The organism is Kitasatospora sp. NBC_01266 (assembly GCF_036242395.1).
Lineage (GTDB): Bacteria > Actinomycetota > Actinomycetes > Streptomycetales > Streptomycetaceae > Kitasatospora.
Window position 1 is genome coordinate 7,749,492 of the sequence record NZ_CP108458.1, and the last position, 15,180, is coordinate 7,764,671.

The following is a 15,180-nucleotide window of genomic DNA, read 5'->3' on the forward strand; positions in this document are numbered from 1 at the left end:
GCTTCAACTTCACTCACGGGCCACGGCGGTCAGCCCGCCAGCGCCGCCGCGCGCACCCCGGCGACGATCCGGGCCAGGTCCTCCTCGCCCGTCACGTACGGCGGCATGGTGTAGACCAGGTCGCGGAACGGCCGCAGCCAGACGCCCTCGCGAGCCGCCGCCTCGGTGGCCGCCGCCATGTCCACCGGGTGGTCGAGCTGGACCACGCCGATCGCGCCCAGCACCCGCACGTCCGCGACGCCCGGCAACTCCTCGGCCCCGGCCAGGCCGTCCAGCAGACCGGCTTCGATCCGCTTGACCTCTCCCTGCCAGTCCTGCCCGAGCAGCAGGCCGATCGAGGCGTTGGCGACGGCCGAGGCCAGCGGGTTGCCCATGAAGGTCGGCCCGTGCGCCAGCACCGGCACCTCGCCCTGGCTGATCCCGTCCGCCAGCTCGCTCGTGCACAGGGTCGCGGCCATGCTCAGGTAGCCGCCGGTCAGCGCCTTGCCCAGGCACATCACATCCGGCGAGACGCCCGCGTGGTCGGCGGCGAACAGCGCACCGCTGCGCCCGAAACCGGTGGCGATCTCGTCGAAGACCAGCAGCACGCCGTACCGGTCGCACAGTTCGCGCAGCAGCCGCAGGTAGCCGGGGGAGTGGAACCGCATGCCGCCCGCGCCCTGCACCACCGGCTCCACGATCACGGCGGCCAGTTCCCCGGCGTTGCGCTCGATCAGCTCGGCGAGCACCGCCGCGTACTGCGGGTCCACCTCGGCGTCGAAACCGGCCGGCGGCTCCGGGGCGAAGAGCTGGCGCGGCAGCACCCCGCCCCAGAGCTGGTGCATCCCGCCCTCGGGGTCGCAGACCGACATCGGGTGGAAGGTGTCGCCGTGGTAGCCGCCGCGCCAGGTGAGCAGCCGCTGCTTGGCGGGGCGGCCGATCGAGCGCCAGTACTGCAGGCACATCTTCATCGCGACCTCGACCGCGACCGAGCCGGAGTCGGAGAGGAAGACGTGCCGCAGCGGCTCCGGGGTGATCTCGACCAGCGTTGTCGCCAGCCGGATGGCGGGCTCATGGGTGAGCCCGCCGAACATCACATGGCTCATCCGGCCCAGCTGCTGCTGGACCGCCTCGTTGAGCACCGGGTGGTTGTAGCCGTGCACCGCCGCCCACCAGGAGGACATGCCGTCGACCAACTCGCGGTTCCCGCCGAAGGGTTCGGCCAGTCGCAGCCGGACGCCGGCGGCCGACTCGACCAGCTGCGGCAGCTGGGTGCCGGGCATCGGACCGTACGGGTGCCAGACGTGCGCCTGGTCCAGGGCGAGCAGCGTTCGGGTGTCCATCTCGGGGAGCATCAGCAGTGCCTCAGGCGTTCGGAGCGAGTTCGGTACCGGCGCCGCGCAGGCGCACCCGCACCAGGTCGGAGCGCAGGCCGTTGTCGGCCTCGGCCTCGGCGTCCGTCGCGGCGTCCGCCGTGGGCGCCGCGTGGCCGCCGCACGGTCCGCAGCCACCGGCCGCCGCGTGGCCGCCGCAGCCGCCGACCGCAGCCGCCTGCGGCTCGGTCTCGTGCCCGCCGCAGCCACCGCCGCCCGTGCCGCACCCGCCGCCGACCGCCTGCACGGCGTCGGCCCGGTGCCGGGGCAGCGTCGCCTCGCCCTGGCCCTCCACCTCGAAGCCCGCGTCCTTGATCATGTCGAGGTCGGCCTGCCCGGCCTGGCCCTCGCTGGTCAGGTAGTCGCCCAGGAAGATCGAGTTGGCGATGTGCAGGCCCAGCGGCTGCAGGCTGCGCAGGTGCACCTCGCGTCCGCCGGCGATCCGCACCTCGACGTCCGGGTTCACGAACCGGACCATCGCCAGGATCCGCAGGCAGCGCTGCGGGGTGAGGTTCCACTCCTTGGCCAGCGGGGTGCCCTCGAACGGGATCAGGAAGTTGACCGGCACCGAGTCCGAGCCCAGCTCGCGAAGCGCGAAGACCACGTCCACCAGGTCCTCGTCGCTCTCGCCCATACCGGCGATCAGCCCGGAGCAGGCCGACAGGCCAGCGCCGTGCGCCTTCTGCACGGTGTCCACCCGGTCCGCGTAGGTGTGGGTGGTGGTGATGTCGCCGTAGGTGTTCTCGGAGGTGTTCAGGTTGTGGTTGTAGGCGTCGACGCCCGCCGCCCGCAGCCGCTCGGCCTGGTTGTCGGAGAGCAGGCCCAGGCAGGCGCAGATCTCGACGGCCGGCTCCTGCTCCTTGATCGCCGCCACGGTGCTGGTCACCCGGTCGATGTCACGGTCCGTCGGGCCGCGCCCGCTGGCCACCAGGCAGACCCGCTTGGCGCCGCCCTTGACGCCGGCGGTGGCCGCCTCGGTCGCCTGGTCCGGCTTCAGCCAGGTGTACTTGAGGATGCCGGTGTCGGCCCCCAGCCGCTGCGAGCAGTACGAGCAGTCCTCGGGGCAGAGGCCGCTCTTCAGGTTGACCAGGTAGTTGAGCTTGACCCGGCGGCCGAACCACTGTCGGCGTACCCGCCCGGCGGCCGCGACCACGTCCAGCAGGTCGTCGTCGGTGGTGGCCAGGACGGCCAGGGCCTCCTCCCGGGTGGGGAGCTCGCGGTTCAGGCCTTTGGCGGTAAGGGTGTCGAGCAGATCCATGAAGCTGATCCTGCCTGGATGACCTTGAACCGCGCCATACCGAATCGACCAGAAGATCTCCGCGCGGATGTGCGAGTTGTCACAGTGCCGCCTGACCGGGTCGTTCGCCTGCGTTCTCCGGGGCCGATGTGCTCCGGCCGGCGGTCCGGCGGCGGCACCGCGGCGGCGCGGTTCGAGCACGATCGCCGTGGTCCTGCCGCGCGACCGCCCGGTCGGCCGGTCCGCCCTCGCCCAGCGCTCCCTGACTGACCGTCCGACGCGTCCCCGCTGCTCAGACGGGTCGTCGCGACGCATAGAATCTGGGCCATGACAACCAAGGGGGACACCCGCTCGATACCCGCCGAGCCCGCCGACCCGCAGGAGCCTGTCGCCCCCGAGGAGCCCGGCGGTCCCGACGAGCCCGAGGACATACCGGGGCGGGGCAGAACGGGTTCACGGTTCGGCGCCCGGCGGTTGTTGATCGGTTCTGTAGCGGTTGTCCTGCTCGGCTCCGGCGGTTGGGTGATCTCCCTCAAGCATCCCGGTGACTGGCTCCCGGGACTGGGTCCCTCCAGCGGCGAAACCGAGTACGCGGCGGTGGTCGGTGACCCGCCGTCGACCTCCGGCGCCAATCCGGCGGCCTTCGACGTGAAGCGGCTCTTCCCGCCGACCAAGCTGGTCGACCTGGACACCTACCAGGGGCGGTTCACCGCGGCCCGCCAGGGCAGCGACTGCACCGAGATCCTGCAGAGCGCCGGGCAGGCCCTGCTGCACGGCGCGGCCTGCGAGGGCTACCTCGCGGTCGACCTGATCCGTCAGGACGGCCAGGTGGAGACCAGCGTGACGGTGCTTCGGTTCGGCGCCGACGCGACGAGCGTCGCCGTGGCGAACGCGATGCAGGGGCAGAGCGGGTTGGTCGGGTTCGTGCAGACGGACGGCACCCTGCTGGGCGCCGTCGCACCGTCGCCCGGCGCCGCCGGTTCGCCCTCGCCGTCCGCTACCCCGTCCGCCACCCCGGGCGGCCCCGCGGTGAAGAGCACCGACCCGGCGCCTCGGGTCGAAGCGGTGCGGCACTACGTCACCGTGACCAGCTCCCGCTTCACGAACGGGCACAGCCCGGCCGGCCCGCAGGACCAGCAGGACCTGGCAGCGGCCACCCGGGCCGCCGCCTACACCGCCGGGCTCACCTTCGTCTGGTCCTGAGCTCAGGTCCCGAGCTCAGGTCCCGAGCCGGGCACCTCCCGTCGTCGGGCCCTGGCCGACGGCGCCAGGGCCCGCCCGACGCGCCGTCAGCCCAGCCGGTCCACCGCGGTGACCCGCAGCACCGCCCGGCCCTCCGCGTCCGAGCCGTGCAGGTCGACCTCCGCGCTGATGCCCCAGTCGTGGTCGCCCGCCGGGTCGTCGAAGATCTGCCGCACCCGCCAGAGGCTGTCCGCCTCGTCCTCCTCGATCAGCAGCATCTTGGGCCCGCGCGCGTCCGGACCGGTGCCCAGGTCGTCGTGCTCCTCGTAGTAGCCGTCCATCGCGTCCGCCCAGCGGTCCGCGTCCCAGCCGTACTCGCCGTCCAACTCGGCCAGCGCGGCGTAGTGTTCCAGCGCGGCCAGCTCCACCCGGCGGAACATCTCGTTGCGCACCAGGACCCGGAAGGCCCGCTCGTTGGCCGTGACCGGCAGCGGCTTGGCCTCCAACTCGCGCTCCTCCTCGTCCTCTTCGGTCGGGTTGGCGAGCTGCTCCCACTCGTCCAGCAGGCTGGAGTCGACCTGGCGGACCAGCTCGCCCAGCCAGGCGATCACGTCCTTGAGCGCCTCGGTCTTGCTGTCCTCGGGGACGGTCTGCTCCAACGCCTTGTAGGCGCCGGCCAGGTAGCGCAGCACGATGCCCTCGGTGCGGGCCAGGTCGTAGTGGCCGACGTAGTCCACGAAGGTCATCGCCCGCTCGAACAGGTCGCGCACCACCGACTTGGGCGCGAGCGCGTAGTCGCCGATCCACGGGTGCGCCTGGCGGTAGACCTCGTAGGCGTGGTTCAGCAACTCCTCCAGCGGCTTCGGATAGGTCACCTCCTGCAGGCGCTCCATCCGCTCCTCGTACTCGATCCCGTCGCGCTTCATCTCGCCGATCGCCTCGCCGCGCGCCTTGTTCTGCTGCGCGGCCAGGATCTGGCGCGGGTCGTCCAGGGTCGCCTCGACCACCGAGACCACGTCCAGCGGGTAGCTCGGCGACTCGGGGTCGAGCAACTCGAAGGCGGCCAGCGCGAAGGTGGAGAGCGGCTGGTTGAGGGCGAAGTTCTCCTGCAGGTCCACGGTCAGCCGCACGATCCGGCCGTCGGCGTCCGGTTCGTCCAGCCGCTCCACCACGCCGCCGGCCAGCAGCGAGCGGTAGATGGCGATCGCCGAACGGATGTGCCGGCGCTGGGCGCCGCGCTCCTCGTGGTTGTCGGTGAGCAGCTTGCGCATCGCCTCGAAGGCGTTGCCGGGGCGGCCGATCACCGAGAGCAGCATCGCGTGGCTGACCCGGAACCGGGAGACCAGCGGCTCGGGTTCGGCCCCGATCAGCCGCTCGAAGGTCTCCTCGCTCCAGCCGACGAAACCTTCCGGCGCCTTCTTGCGCACCACCTTGCGCTTCTTCTTCGGGTCGTCGCCGGCCTTGGCGAGCGCCTTGTCGTTCTCCACCACGTGCTCGGGCGCCTGTGCGACCACCTGGCCGACCGTGTCGAAGCCGGCCCGGCCCGCGCGCCCGGCGATCTGGTGGAACTCCCGGGCCCGTAGCACCCGGACCTTGACCCCGTCGTACTTGGAGAGCGCGGTGAACAGCACCGTGCGGATCGGCACGTTGACGCCCACGCCCAGCGTGTCGGTACCGCAGATCACCTTCAGCAGGCCCGCCTGGGCCAGCCGCTCGACCAGGCGGCGGTACTTGGGCAGCATGCCCGCGTGGTGCACGCCGATGCCGTGCCGCACGAAGCGCGAGAGGTTGCGGCCGAACTTGGTGGTGAAGCGGAAGTTGCCGATCAGGTCGGAGATCGCGTCCTTCTCCGCCTTCGAGCACATGTTGATGCTCATCAGCGACTGGGCCCGCTCCACCGCCTCCTTCTGGGTGAAGTGCACCACGTAGACCGGGGCCTGACCGGTCGTCAGCAGCTCTTCCAGGGTGTCGTGCAGGGTGGTGCGCCGGTACTCGTAGAAGAGCGGCACCGGGCGGGTGGCCGAGCGCACCACCGTGGTCGGCTTGCCGGTGCGCCGGGTCAGGTCCTGCTCGAACCGGCGTACGTCGCCCAGCGTCGCCGACATCAGCAGGAACTGCACCTGCGGCAGCTCCAGGATCGGGATCTGCCAGGCCCAGCCGCGGTCCGGCTCGGCGTAGAAGTGGAACTCGTCCATCACCACCTGGCCGATGTCGGCCCGCGCGCCGTCCCGCAGCGCGATGTTGGCCAGCACCTCGGCGGTGCAGCAGATGATCGGCGCGGTCGGGTTCACGCTCGCGTCGCCGGTCATCATGCCGACCTGCTCGGTGCCGAAGATCTTGCACAGGTCGAAGAACTTCTCCGAGACCAGCGCCTTGATCGGAGCGGTGTAGAAGGTCCGCTTGCCCTCCGCCAGCGCGGCGAAGTGCGCACCGGCCGCCACCAGCGACTTTCCGGATCCGGTGGGGGTCGCCAGGATCACGTTCGCGCCGGTGAACAGCTCGATCAGCGCGTCCTCCTGAGCGGGATAGAGCGTGATGCCCCGCTCCTCGGCCCACGCGGCGAAGGTGGTGTACAGCGCGTCGGGGTCGGCGGGCCTGGGCATCAGATCAAGGAGGGTCACCGGCCTATCTTGCCTGCTGCCCCTCTACCTGGGCAAAGACCGGTGATCAAGCCGGGCCGGGAGCGGGCCCCCGAACGGGGTCGGATGGTCGTGCTGGAGGAGCACGTGAGGGCGGGTGACTGTACCGACCCCACAGTCACCCGCCCGCGCGCTGTGCGAGGGCGCACATTGCCCCGTTCCCACCGGCCGTGCCAGGCTGCGGCCCATGATCCAGCAACCCGCCGCGCCCGCCCGTCCGGCCGCACCGGCCGCCGTCTTCGACTGGCTCGACGAGACCGCCGAGCAGCGCGCCCGGGCCGGACTCACCCGTACGCTGCGCAGCCGCCCCGCCGAGGACCCGGTGCTCGACCTGGCGAGCAACGACTACCTCGGCCTGACCCACCACCCCGAGGTCACCCGGGCCGCCGCCGAGGCGGCGCTGCGTTGGGGCGGCGGATCCACCGGGTCCCGCCTGGTCACCGGCACCACCGAACTGCACACCGAACTGGAAGTCGAACTGGCCGACTTCTACGGGGTGGAGGCCGCGCTGGTCTTCTCCTCCGGCTACGCCGCCAACCTGGCCGCGCTCACCGCGCTGACCGATCCCGACACACTGATCGTCTCCGACGCCTACAACCACGCCTCGCTGATCGACGGCTGCCGCCTCTCGCGCGCCGCCGTGCACCGGGCCCCGCACGCCGACCCGGCCGCGGTGGCCGCCGCGCTCGCCGCCCGGGCCGAGCCGCGCGCCCTGGTGGTCAGCGACACCGTCTTCTCGGTGGACGGCAACGCGGCCCCCCTGCCCGCGCTGGCCGCCGCCGCCCGCGCACACGGCGCCGCGCTGCTGGTGGACGACGCGCACGGGCTCGGCGTGCTCGGGCCGGGCGGTCGCGGCGCGCTGACGGCCGCCGGGCTGGCGGGGGAGCCGGACGCGGTCGCAACCGCCACGCTCTCCAAGTCGCTGGGCGCGCAGGGCGGCGTGGTGCTCGGGCCGCGCCGGGTGATCCGGCACCTGGTCGAGACCGCCCGCACCTTCATCTTCGACACCGGGCTGGCCCCGGCCGCCGTGGGCGCGGCACTGGGCGCGCTGCGCCTGCTGCGCGCCGAACCGCAGCGCGCCGAACGCGCCCGCGAGGTCGCCCACACCCTGGCCGCCCGCCTCACCGCCGCCGGCCTCGAGGCCAGCACCCCGGACGCGGCCGTGGTCTCGGTCCGGGCGCCGGGCCCCGAGCAGGCCCTCGCCTGGGCCGCCGACTGCCGCACCGCGGGCCTCGCGGTGGGCTGCTTCCGTCCGCCGTCCGTCCCGGACGGCTTCTCCCGGCTGCGGCTGACCGCCCGCGCCGACCTGACGGACGAGCAGATCGGGCTGGCGGTGCACACCTTGAAGGCCACCGCACCGGCACCCTGACACCGGCGGCACCCGGCCCGCTACTGTCAGGGTTCACGGTCGTTAACCACCCCTGACGTTTCTACCTTCAGACACGGAGGCCCTCCCATGACCCGGTTCGTCACCCTGGACGTCGCGGACGCCATCGGCACCATCCGGCTGGCCCGTCCGCCGATGAACGCGCTGGACATCGCGATGCAGGACCAGCTGCGCGAGGTCGCCCAGGAGGCCACCGAGCGCAGCGACGTGCGCGCGGTGGTGATCTGGGGCGGCGAGAAGGTGTTCGCGGCCGGCGCCGACATCAAGGAGATGCAGCGCATGACCTACACCGACATGGTGGCCCGCGGCGGTGCGCTGCAGGAGGCGTTCACCGCCGTCGCGCGGATCCCCAAGCCGGTGGTCGCCGCGGTGACCGGCTACGCCCTGGGTGGCGGCTGCGAACTGGCGCTCTGCGCCGACATCCGGATCGTGGCCGAGAACGCCAAGCTCGGCCAGCCCGAGATCCTGCTCGGCCTGATCCCCGGCGCCGGCGGCACCCAGCGCCTGGCCCGGCTGGTCGGCCCGGCCAAGGCCAAGGAGCTGATCTTCACGGGCCGTCAGGTCCGCGCCGAGGAGGCGCTGCGGATCGGCCTGGCCGACCAGGTGGTCCCGGCCGAGGAGGTCTACCAGGCCGCCCTGGACTGGGCCGGCAAGCTCGCCGCCGGCCCGGCCTGGGCGCTGCGCGCGGCCAAGGAGGCCGTGGACCGCGGCCTGGAGAGCGACCTCGACACCGGTCTGGCGCTGGAGCGCTCGCTCTTCGCCGGCCTCTTCGCCACCGAGGACCGCGAGATCGGCATGCGCAGCTTCGTCGAGGAGGGCCCGGGCAAGGCCAAGTTCAACTGACGCCGTGCTGCTGACCCGTCAGGCCTTCAGGCCCGGGTCAGCAGCACCTCGGCGCCCACCGGGCGGTAGCCCGCCGCCTGGAAGGCCCGCACGCTGGTCGCGTTGCCCGGCGCCTGCTGGGCCCAGACGGTGTCGCCCTCGGGCAGCAGGTGGCGGGCGCTGACCGCCAGCGCCCGCCCCAGCCCGCGCCCGCGCGCCCCGGCGTCCACCTCGATCGCCGCCTCCCACCGCCCGGCCACCCCGCGCCCGAGCACCAGCACCCCACCGGGGACCGTCCACACCCGCACCGCGTCGCGAAAGCGCAGCGCCCGCACCACCCGGGGGTGCTCGCGGTCCTCGATCTCCACCAGCGGCAGCGGCGGCTCCCCGGGCAGCCGCCCGGCCACCGTGACCAGGTCGATGTTGCCGATCCGCCGCCGGGTTCGTTCACCGAACTCGGTCAGGAACCCCGGGCAGAGCGGCTCCGCCAGCGGCTCCGCCACCGCTCGGGCCAAGGCTTCCCGCACCCAGCCCGGGTCCTCGTCGGTGAAGACCACCGCGTGCGCGCTGAACGAGAGCACCCCGGCCGCCCGCGGTCCGGGCTGCGGCACCACCGTCACCCCGCCGTCCGAGGGCGGGAACACGCCCTTGGCCGCGTCCGCCAGGAAGTCCGCCAGGGTGTGCTGCTGAATGATCGTCATACGCACCAGGCTAACGATCCCGGTCGATCCGTGATCCCCCGAACGGGTGAGGACCGGCATGGTGCCGGGCCGCCCCGGCACAGCTCGGGCACGATCGTGAAGCCCAGCTGTCGCCGTCGTTAAGAATTCCTCGATGGACCAGGACCCCTCCCACCAGGCAGATTGCTCCTGCCCGGCGCGGAATGGCGCCGCAGCCGGGCCCCCCTCTCGTTACGCCGTCAGGAGCCGCAGTCGTGAAGGCACTCGTCAAGAAGCAGGCCGAGCCCGGACTGTGGCTGACCGATGTCCCGGAGCCCGAGATCGGCCCGACCGACGTGCTGATCAAGGTGCTGCGCACCGGCATCTGCGGCACCGACCTGCACATCCGCAAGTGGGACGGCTGGGCGCAGCAGACCATCCGCACCCCGCTGACCATCGGCCACGAGTTCGTCGGCGAGGTCGTCGCGCTCGGCCCGGCGGTCGCCGACGTCAACGTGGGCGACCTGGTCAGCGGCGAGGGCCACCTGGTCTGCGGCAAGTGCCGCAACTGCCTGGCCGGCCGCCGCCACCTGTGCCGCAACACGATCGGCCTGGGCGTCAACCGGGACGGCGCGTTCGCCGAGTACGTCGCGCTGCCCGCCTCGAACGTCTGGGTGCACCGGGTGCCGGTCGACCTGGACGTGGCGGCGATCTTCGACCCGTTCGGCAACGCCGTGCACACCGCGCTCTCCTTCCCGCTGGTCGGCGAGGACGTGCTGGTCACCGGCGCGGGCCCGATCGGCATCATGGCGGCCGCGGTCGCCAAGCACGCCGGTGCCCGGCACGTGATGATCACCGACGTCAGCCCGTACCGGCTGGACCTGGCCCGCAAGGTCGGCGTCTCGCTGGCGCTGGACGTCTCGCAGCACACCATCGAGGAGGGCCAGCAGAAGCTCGGCCTGCGCGAGGGCTTCGACGTGGGCCTGGAGATGTCGGGCCGCCCCGAGGCGATGCGCTCGATGATCGACAACCTGACGCACGGCGGCAAGATCGCCATGCTCGGCCTGCCCGCCGAGGACTTCTCGATCGACTGGGCGAAGGTGGTCACCTCGATGATCACCATCAAGGGCATCTACGGCCGCGAGATGTTCGAGACCTGGTACGCGATGTCGGTGCTGCTGGAGGGCGGGCTGGACCTGTCCCCGGTGATCACCGGACGGTACGCCGCCCAGGACTTCGAGGCCGCGTTCGACGAGGCGGCGAGCGGTCGCTGCGGCAAGATCATCCTCGACTGGTCGACCATCTGACGCCCCTCAGCCCGCCCCCGGACCGACACCCCATCAAGGAGCCTGCTGCGATGTTCGATTCCGTCCGCGAGGACATCAGTGCCACCCTCGCCGAGATCACCGAGGCCGGCCTGTTCAAGCCGGAGCGGGTGATCGGCAGCCCGCAGAGCGCCGCCGTCACGGTCACCGGCGGCGGGCGCCCGGGTGAGGTGCTGAACTTCTGCGCCAACAACTACCTGGGCCTGGCCGACCACCCCGCCGTGGTCGGCGCCGCCAAGGAGGCGCTGGACCGCTGGGGCTACGGCATGGCGTCCGTCCGCTTCATCTGCGGCACCCAGGACGTGCACAAGGAGCTCGAGGCGCGGCTGTCGGCGTTCCTCGGCCAGGAGGACACCATCCTCTACTCCTCGTGCTTCGACGCGAACGGCGGTGTCTTCGAGACCGTGCTGGACGAGCGCGACGCCGTCATCTCCGACGCGCTCAACCACGCGAGCATCATCGACGGCATCCGCCTGTGCAAGGCCACCCGCAAGCGCTACGCCAACCGCGACCTGGCCGAGCTGGAGCAGTGCCTCAAGGAGACCCAGGACGCCCGGCGCCGCCTGATCGTCACCGACGGCGTCTTCTCGATGGACGGCTACGTCGCCCCGCTGCGCGAGATCTGCGACCTGGCCGACCGCTACGACGCCATGGTGATGGTCGACGACTCGCACGCGGTCGGCTTCGTGGGCCCCGGCGGGCGCGGCACCCCCGAACTGCACGGCGTGATGGACCGGGTCGACATCATCACCGGCACGCTGGGCAAGGCGCTCGGCGGCGCCTCCGGCGGCTACGTCGCCGCCCGCCGCGAGATCGTCGCGCTGCTGCGCCAGCGTTCGCGCCCGTACCTGTTCTCCAACTCGCTGGCCCCGGTGATCGCGGCGGCCTCGCTGACCGTGCTCGACCTGCTGGAGACCTCGCACGAGCTGCGCGAGCGGCTGCGCGCCAACACCGCGCTGTTCCGCTCGAAGATGACCGAGGCGGGCTTCGAGATCCTGCCCGGCGACCACCCGATCGCCCCGGTGATGATCGGTGACGCGGCCAAGGCCGGCAAGCTCGCCGAACTGCTGCTGGAGCGCGGCGTGTACGTGATCGGGTTCTCGTTCCCGGTCGTCCCGCACGGCCAGGCCCGGATCCGGGTGCAGCTCTCGGCGGCCCACTCCACCGAGGACGTCGAGCGCGCTGTCGCGGCCTTCATCGACGCCCGGGCGGCGCTGGAGAGCTGACCGGCCGCCCCGGCCGGGCGGGCGGGGAGAACCGCTGATCAACGCTGGCAGAATTGAGGCGTGATCGACGCCAGACGCCTGCGGACCCTGCGAGCCGTGGCGGACCACCGAACGGTGACCGCCGCGGCCGCCGCGCTCTACCTGACGCCCTCCGCGGTCTCCCAGCAGCTGGCCGCCCTGGAGCAGGAGACCGGTCACGCGCTGCTCGCCAGGGACGGGCGCGGGGTGCGGCTGACGGCGGCCGGCGAGATCCTGCTCAGCCACGCCGACGCCGTGCTGGCCCAGCTGGAACGCGCCGAGGCCGACCTGGCCGCCTATGCGGCCGGCGCGCACGGCCAGGTCACCGTGGCCTCCTTCGCCACCGGCATCTCCCTGGTGCTGGCCCCGGCGATCGGCGCGCTGGCCGACAGCGCGCCGGGCGTGCGGCTCAAGGTGCTGGACGCCGAGGGCGACGCCAGCCTGCCGATGCTGCTGGACGGGCAGGCCGACCTCGCGGTCGCGGTCGAGTACCGCGGCGCGCCACGGGCCGACGACCAGCGCCTGGCCCGGTTCCCGCTCTACGCCGAGCCCTTCGAGGCGGTGCTGCCGCTGGACCACCGGCTGGCCGGGCAGCCGGGCCCGGTGGCGATGGCCGCGCTGGCCACCGAGCCGTGGATCGGCCCCTACCCCGGCAACCCCTGCCACGACGTGGTGCTGCTCGCCTGCGAGCACGCCGGCTTCACCCCGCGCCTGGTGCACTCCTCCGACGACTTCAGCGCGGTGGTCGCGCTCGCCTCGGCCGGCGCGGGGGTGGCCCTGGTGCCCCGCTCGGCACTGCGCGGTGTGGACCTCACCCGGGTCGCGGTGCGCGCGGTCGACAGCGACCTGGCGACCCGCAAGGTCTTCGCGGCGGTGCGTGGCGGCGCCGAGCGGCACCCGCTGATCCGTCCGGTACTCAGCGCCCTGCAGAAGGCAGCGGTGGAGCTGGGCTGACGACGGCGCACGGACGGCGCTCACCTTGGCGGCCTGCGTCGGCGGCACCGGATAGCCTGACCGGCATGACCTCCGAGCGGGCCACCTGGTGAGCGCAGGTCCTGACGACGGCACAGGTTCAGCCGCCAGGGTGACGACGACGGCACCGGCCGGGCCGCGACCGAGCCTGGCCGGTTTCGCGGAGCAGCGCACCGTGCTGCTGACCACCTTCAAGCGGGACGGCACGGCGGTGGGCACCCCGGTCTATCTGGCGGTGGACGGCGAGCGCGGGTACTTCCGCACCGCCACCTCCACGGGCAAGGCCAAACGGCTGCGCAACAACCCCGGCGTCACCCTCGCCCCGGCGACCCTGCGCGGTGTCCCGACCGGCGCGCCGGTCAGCGGACAGGCCCGGGTGCTGGAGGGCGCCGAGGCACGGCGGGCCTCGCGCCGCCTCGTCCGCAAGTACCCGGTGGCACACGGCCTGGTGACCCCGATCACCCACCGGCTGAACGGCTACCGCACGGTCCACTACGAGGTGACGGTGGCCCCGCCGGGGATGAGCCCCTGCTGAGCCCGAGGTCGCCGGCCGGTCCGCCCTGGACGGGGTTCAGGTGCCGTCCGCCCGGTCGGCGGCGGCCGGACCGAGCAGCACGACGGTGTCTCCCGTCGCCGGCGGGGGAGTGCCGTGCGCGGTGACCGGATCGAGGCGCCCGTCGCTGCGCACCACGAACAGCACGTCGTGCCCGCACGGGATCGCCCCCTGCGTCGGTTGCGCCACGACGGTGGCTCCCTGGCCGTAACGGCGGTTCAGATCGGGCCTGCTGAGCGCCGCACCGAAGAGGATGTCACCGCCCATGAACGGGGCCACCACGCCGTGGCTGGCCACTGGTGGCCCCAGCCGGTAGACGGGGCCGTCGATGCTGCCCCGCAGCACCTCCGACGCCAGCGCGTTGAAGTCGTCCTCGGCGGTGAGCAGCAGGACCGTCGTGATGCCCTCCAGTGCGGCGCCCTCGCGGGTGGCCGCCGCCAGCAGTTCGCCCGGCACCAGTTCGAGCCCGGCCCGTTCGATGCCGGCCCGCTGTCGTTCCAGGCCGGCCCACATCAGCACCTCGAGGCCGGCGGCTTTCAGCGCCCGCCCCAGGTCGACCACCCAGGGCTCACCACCGACCAGCAGCGGCCGGGAACGGGCCGAGCGCATGACCCGCAGGCGCCGGGCGAGGGGTTTGGCGGTCAGCCCGTACAGCGTCACGGTGGCGACGATGACCACGAAGGTGGCCGGAAGGATCTTCGCGGCGCCGCCGATCCCCTTGGTGACCAGGGCGGCCGAGAAGGTCGAGGCGGTCGATGCCGCGACGATGCCGCGTGGCGCCATCCAGCCGATCAGGCCGCGCTCCCCGCCCGAGAGGTCGGTGCCCAGCGTGGACACCAGGGCCACCAGCGGCCTGGCCACGATCACCAGGGCCGCCACCAGGCCGAGTGCCGGAAGCAGCAGGTGCCGCAGTGACTGCGGCGTCACGGTGGCCGAGATGGAGACGAAGAGCACGCCGATGATCAAGGAGACCAGGGTCTCGAAGAACTGCCGGCGCGCCGGGATGTCGAACTGGCGCAGGTTGGAGACGGCCAGGCCCATCACGACGGCGGCGATCAGTCCGGTGTCGTCGCGGATCACGTCGCAGAGCGCCGCGACACCGACCACGGTGGCGAGCTGCGCGGCGGTGCCGAGCACCTCGCCCAGCCGCAGACCACGCAGCAGCAGCCACAGCACACCCGTTCCGACGACCCCGCCGGCCAGGCCGACGCCCACGCTCGCGAGGAACTGCCCGAGCCCGCCCCTGACCGAATGCTGGGTACTCGCGTCGATCGCGTGGAAGACCAGTGCGCCCAGCACCGCGCCCACCGGATCGATCAGCGAGCCCTCCCAGATCAGGATGTGCTGGAGGCGGTCCCTCGGGCGCACGGAGGCGAGCAGCGGGCCGACGACGGTCGGTCCGGAGACCACCACGATGACCCCGAGCATCAGGGCCGATCGGTAGTCCATGCCGAGCAGCGGCTTCGACAGGACTGTGGTGATCGCCCAGGTGATCAGCACCCCGATCCAGATCAGCCGCACCACGACGCGGCGGGTGTGGCCGGTCAGCTTCGCCAGGTCGAGGCCGAGACCCGCGTCGTAGAGGATCACCGCCACGGCCAGCGACACCAGCGGCGAGAAGGCCGCGCCGAACAGCCGCTGGGGATTGACGTCGCTGATCAGCGCGCCGGCGGCGAACCCGACCGGCAGCAGGACGATGAGCGCGGGGATGTGCAGGCGGCTGGCCAGGATCTGCGAGCCGACGGCGAGCACGAGGATCAGGCCCACACCGATGAAGACCTGGTCCGCCGTCACGTCCTGCCTCCTGG

Annotated in this window: 12 protein-coding genes; 7 read left to right on the forward strand and 5 right to left on the reverse strand. The window is 72.7% G+C overall.

Going from position 1 to position 15,180, the window contains the following annotated elements; translation table 11 throughout:
- Positions 1 to 29: 29 nt before the first annotated feature.
- Positions 30 to 1,322 carry an adenosylmethionine--8-amino-7-oxononanoate transaminase gene (locus OG403_RS33260; protein ID WP_329571022.1) on the reverse strand — a complete coding sequence of 431 codons (1,293 nt, stop codon included), beginning with the start codon at positions 1,320 to 1,322 and terminating at the stop codon, positions 30 to 32.
- Positions 1,323 to 1,344: 22 nt separating this feature from the next.
- Positions 1,345 to 2,610: a biotin synthase BioB gene (bioB, locus tag OG403_RS33265; protein WP_329571024.1), complete on the reverse strand. Its 1,266-nt coding sequence runs from the start codon at positions 2,608 to 2,610 to the stop codon at positions 1,345 to 1,347.
- A 306-nt stretch (positions 2,611 to 2,916) separates the two neighbouring features.
- Here bioB and OG403_RS33270 point away from each other — a divergent pair, with 306 nt between their 5' ends.
- A complete protein-coding gene (locus OG403_RS33270; protein WP_329571026.1) occupies positions 2,917 to 3,792 on the forward strand; it encodes a hypothetical protein in 876 nt (291 codons plus the stop codon).
- Positions 3,793 to 3,878: 86 nt separating this feature from the next.
- Here the strand turns inward: OG403_RS33270 and OG403_RS33275 are convergent, their stop codons facing one another.
- A complete protein-coding gene (locus OG403_RS33275) occupies positions 3,879 to 6,374 on the reverse strand; it encodes a DEAD/DEAH box helicase (protein ID WP_329572696.1) in 2,496 nt (831 codons plus the stop codon).
- A gap of 223 nt (positions 6,375 to 6,597) precedes the next feature.
- Between OG403_RS33275 and OG403_RS33280 the strand changes: the two genes are divergently transcribed.
- Positions 6,598 to 7,779, forward strand: coding sequence for an 8-amino-7-oxononanoate synthase (locus OG403_RS33280; protein ID WP_329571028.1), 1,182 nt, complete (start codon positions 6,598 to 6,600; stop codon positions 7,777 to 7,779).
- An 87-nt stretch (positions 7,780 to 7,866) separates the two neighbouring features.
- On the forward strand, positions 7,867 to 8,640 hold the full coding sequence (locus OG403_RS33285; protein ID WP_329571030.1) for an enoyl-CoA hydratase/isomerase family protein: 774 nt from the start codon (positions 7,867 to 7,869) through the stop codon (positions 8,638 to 8,640).
- A 26-nt stretch (positions 8,641 to 8,666) separates the two neighbouring features.
- Here OG403_RS33285 and OG403_RS33290 read toward each other — a convergent pair whose 3' ends face one another.
- Positions 8,667 to 9,320, reverse strand: coding sequence for a GNAT family N-acetyltransferase (locus OG403_RS33290; protein ID WP_329571032.1), 654 nt, complete (start codon positions 9,318 to 9,320; stop codon positions 8,667 to 8,669).
- A 233-nt stretch (positions 9,321 to 9,553) separates the two neighbouring features.
- Between OG403_RS33290 and tdh the strand changes: the two genes are divergently transcribed.
- The 4 genes from tdh to OG403_RS33310 all read left to right on the forward strand — a co-directional run bounded on the left by tdh (position 9,554) and on the right by OG403_RS33310 (position 13,354).
- Entirely contained in the window at positions 9,554 to 10,585 is a 1,032-nt protein-coding gene (gene tdh / locus OG403_RS33295; protein ID WP_329571034.1) for an L-threonine 3-dehydrogenase, read from the forward strand.
- Between the two features lie 50 nt (positions 10,586 to 10,635).
- Positions 10,636 to 11,829: a glycine C-acetyltransferase gene (locus tag OG403_RS33300; protein ID WP_329571036.1), complete on the forward strand. Its 1,194-nt coding sequence runs from the start codon at positions 10,636 to 10,638 to the stop codon at positions 11,827 to 11,829.
- A 60-nt stretch (positions 11,830 to 11,889) separates the two neighbouring features.
- Positions 11,890 to 12,801: a LysR family transcriptional regulator gene (locus OG403_RS33305; RefSeq protein ID WP_329571038.1), complete on the forward strand. Its 912-nt coding sequence runs from the start codon at positions 11,890 to 11,892 to the stop codon at positions 12,799 to 12,801.
- A gap of 130 nt (positions 12,802 to 12,931) precedes the next feature.
- Positions 12,932 to 13,354: a PPOX class F420-dependent oxidoreductase gene (locus tag OG403_RS33310; RefSeq protein ID WP_329571041.1), complete on the forward strand. Its 423-nt coding sequence runs from the start codon at positions 12,932 to 12,934 to the stop codon at positions 13,352 to 13,354.
- 36 nt (positions 13,355 to 13,390) lie between these two features.
- Here the strand turns inward: OG403_RS33310 and OG403_RS33315 are convergent, their stop codons facing one another.
- Positions 13,391 to 15,166, reverse strand: coding sequence for a cation:proton antiporter (locus tag OG403_RS33315; RefSeq protein WP_329571044.1), 1,776 nt, complete (start codon positions 15,164 to 15,166; stop codon positions 13,391 to 13,393).
- Positions 15,167 to 15,180 lie beyond the last annotated feature (14 nt).